Annotated in this window: 2 protein-coding genes and 1 other annotated feature; both genes read right to left on the bottom strand. The window is 51.1% G+C overall.

Annotated elements, in window-relative coordinates; translation table 11 throughout:
• Window positions 1–120: 120 nt before the first annotated feature.
• Window positions 121–1,419 (bottom strand): branched-chain amino acid transport system II carrier protein, encoded by a 1,299-nt coding sequence (locus DBO31_RS00200; RefSeq protein WP_113855353.1) that lies wholly within the window; start codon window positions 1,417–1,419, stop codon window positions 121–123.
• Between the two features lie 111 nt (window positions 1,420–1,530).
• The gene (locus DBO31_RS00195; protein ID WP_150824142.1) at window positions 1,531–2,811 is read right to left on the bottom strand and encodes an O-acetylhomoserine aminocarboxypropyltransferase/cysteine synthase family protein; all 1,281 of its coding nucleotides are present in this window, start codon (window positions 2,809–2,811) and stop codon (window positions 1,531–1,533) included.
• Between the two features lie 79 nt (window positions 2,812–2,890).
• Window positions 2,891–3,133, bottom strand: a binding site (T-box leader).
• Between the last annotated feature and the right edge of the window lie 386 nt (window positions 3,134–3,519).

Raw genomic sequence — 3,519 nt, 5'->3', positions numbered from 1 at the left:
TGATGGTATGATACTAGTTTCTATATAAATGTATTATCCAGGGACATCAAAAAAGACTGACCCGGAAGATCAGTTACTTCCGACGTCAGTCTTTTTGCGTTTTGCTTGTTAGAATTCCGTTTATGCCGCTGCCTGTTCTTTTTTTTCTCTGGCAGTGTAGATTATCGTGCCGAGGACGAAGCCGATGATGAACGGGATAATCCAGCCGAAACCGTACGTAGAAAGCGGTGTGGCAGCGACGATAGCTTTGGCAAAGCCGAGGCCGGAAAGACCGGGCAGGGATTCGAGGAGTGCGTATATCGTCACCAGATAGACCGATCCCTTGTAAGCACCGTCATTGGGGATGATGCGGACCAGGACGCCCAGAACCAGCAGAGCCAGGCAGGGCGGGTAGCAGACGCCGAAAATCCAGCCTACATAAGTGACGATGCCGTCTACGCCAAGAAGGGCCGTAAGCGCGGAAAGAATACAGCAGACGATGGCTACCTGACGATAAGAGAAACGGCCTGTGGCCTGGCTGGTGAATTCGGCTACGGCTGCAATCTGGCCGATAGCCGTCGTCAGGCAGGCCAGTACGACGGCTATGCCCATGGGAATCATGACGGCACCGCCTACGCGCTGGATAATCGCTACCAAAAGTTCAGCCCGGCCGATAGACTGGGGATAGTCACTGCTGACGCAGGCTCCCATGTAGAGGAGGGAACCGTAAATGATGAACAGCAGAACAAAGGCGATGATGCCGCAGCCGATGAGGCAGCGGTTGCGCTGTGCGACCGTCGTATATCCTTTGGCGTTGATGGAACTGATGAAAACAGCGGCCATAATGAAACTGACCAGTACATCGCCTGTATTATATCCGCCCAGGAATGCGTTGACAAAGGAATTGGGAACAGCCGGATCAATGGGTGTTCCTATGGGGCTGGCGACGCCCATAATGGCGATGACGACCAAAATCAGGGCCAAAAGAGGCGTCAGGTATTTGCCCATCCGGTCCATTACGTTGTTCTTATCAGCGGCGAAGAAGAATGAAATAATGAAATATACGATGACGAGAGGAATGAACGGTGCTGATGGAACATTGCCCTGGATACCGAGCTGGATAGCCGTGGCACACGTGCGGGGGATGGAAACGAAGGTGCAGACCAGCATCAGTGCGGCCAGCAGGATGTTATAGGTGTATTTGCCGACATGATCGGTAATGGCGTGTACATCTCCGTTGAGGCCGATGACGATGAGTGTGAAAATGGGAAGGAAAATCCCTGACAGGGTCAGACCGGAAAGACCGGCCAGGTAGGCCGACCCGCTGTTGAGACCCAGCTGGGGCGGGAAAATCAGATTGCCGGCACCGAAGTACGTAGCAAAGAAGGCAAAACCCAGAATGCATACATCGCGGAAACGGATAGAATGAAGAGCAGACATGATAAAACCTCCTGAAATACGTATACAAAGAGAGCCGGCAATGACACCGTATACAGGCATTACCGGCCCTCTTTGGTCGAAGTATACTTTTTTAGTGGTCCTGGTACGATTTTATGCTTTTTCCAAAGCCTGTTTCAAGTCGGCAAGCAAATCATCGACATTTTCCAGACCGACGGAAATGCGGATCGTGCCGCTGGTGATGCCGGCCGCTTTGAGCGCTTCGTCATTCAGCTGCTGATGTGTCGTCGAAGCCGGATGTACGAGGAGTGACTTGGAATCGCCTACATTGGCCAGATCAGAGAAAATCTGTGCAGCGTCGATGAAACGGCGGGCTGCTTCCCGGCCGCCCTGGAGTTCGAAGGAGAAAATTGAGCCCGTGCCCTTCGGGAAGTATTTCTGAGCCAGCTTATAGTACGGCGAGCTCGGCAGGGACGGATAATTTACTTTCGTAACCTTCGGATGGTTTTCCAGGAAATCGGCTACTTTCTGGGCATTGGAGACGTGGCGTTCAATGCGCAGGGACAGGGATTCGAGACCCTGGATGAGCAGCCATGCGTTGAACGGGCTGAGCGATGCGCCGAGATCGCGGAGGTATTTGGCACGGACGCGGGTTACAAAGCTGGCACCGGGTACGTCTTTGACGAAGCTGAGACCGCCGTACGATTCATCCGGTTTTACCAGGTCTTCGAACCGGCCGGAGCCTTCCCAGTCAAAATCGCCTTTTTCTACGATGAGACCGCCCAATGTCGTGCCGTGGCCGCCGATGAATTTGGTAGCCGAATGGAGAACGATGTCGGCGCCGTGTTCGAAGGGGCGGAAGAGGAACGGCGTAGCAAAGGTGTTATCTACGAGGACAGGGATGCCGTTTTTATGGGCGATTTCAGCAATGGCTTCGAAATCAGGAATGTTGATAGCCGGATTGCCCAGGCTTTCCAGATAGATGGCTTTCGTCTTGTCCGTAATCAGTGCGGCAAAGGACTGGGGATCGTCGGGGTCGGCGTATTTGACGGTAATGCCGAGATGTTTGAATGTATCGGTGAACAATTCGATGGTGCCGCCATACAGCGTCGGAGCAGCGATGATTTCATCACCGGCGCCGGCGAGGTTGATGAGGGAAAGGGAAATAGCAGCAGCGCCGGTAGCCGTAGCCAGGGCAGCCGTGCCGCCTTCCAGTGCGGCAATCCGTTTTTCCAGCACATCCCAGGTCGGATTGGCAAGGCGGGAATAAATGAAGCCCGGTTTCTTCAGGCCGAACTGGTCTTCGCCGTCCTGTGTATTTTCAAATACATAGCTCGTCGTCTGATAGATAGGAACGGCACGGGCGCCTGTTGCCGGATCGGGAACCTGACCTGCATGCTGCTGTAATGTTTCGAATTTGTAATTTGTGCTCATAGTGAATTCCTCCTGTGATGTAAAAATGTAATTTTTTTACTTGAAGGCGTGTTGTAATAAAAAAAGCTTCCGTCCCCTTGTAAGGGACGGAAGCACCGTGATACCACCCAATTTCACCTGACTCTCACAAGCCAGGCCTCTTCAGGTACGCAGACCGTAGTCTTGAATACCATAGCACGATAACGGGTGCAACCGGACGGTCTAATTATTCGACCAATCTGCTCTGAGGCCATCTTCCACGGAATTCCCTGCGCTCCCTTTCACCGGACGGAAGCTCTCTGTGCCATTTCCTTCCATGTACTCTTCTCTTCATTGCAACACTATCAAGTTGATGACGTAAGTCTACCATGGAAAAAGGGATTTGTCAAACCTTTTTTCAGAGAAATTTTTAAAATATTAGAATTTAGTTCCAATTCAATAAATGCCAATAAAGGCCGTATATGTATATATTATATAAGAAAAAAGGGAAACAAAAAAATAATAAAAATATCGTTCTACAGAATGCAAAAAAACGGGGACGGCTCATGGCGAGTCATCCCCGGATTTTCCTGACTGTATAATTATTCAAACTCTTCGTCGCCATCGTTGATGTAGAATTCTAAAATATCCGGACGGGAATAATGGCCGGTGGCATCGAATTCCATGCGGCTCATGGGAACTTTGTCCATGTCGAGGTCGGCATAGATGATTGCTTCTTTGTTCCAGACG

It is taken from the genome of Megasphaera sp. DJF_B143 (assembly GCF_900320625.1).
Taxonomy (GTDB): Bacteria; Bacillota; Negativicutes; order Veillonellales; family Megasphaeraceae; genus Megasphaera; species Megasphaera hexanoica.
This window is presented reverse-complemented; position numbering and strand designations above follow the sequence as displayed.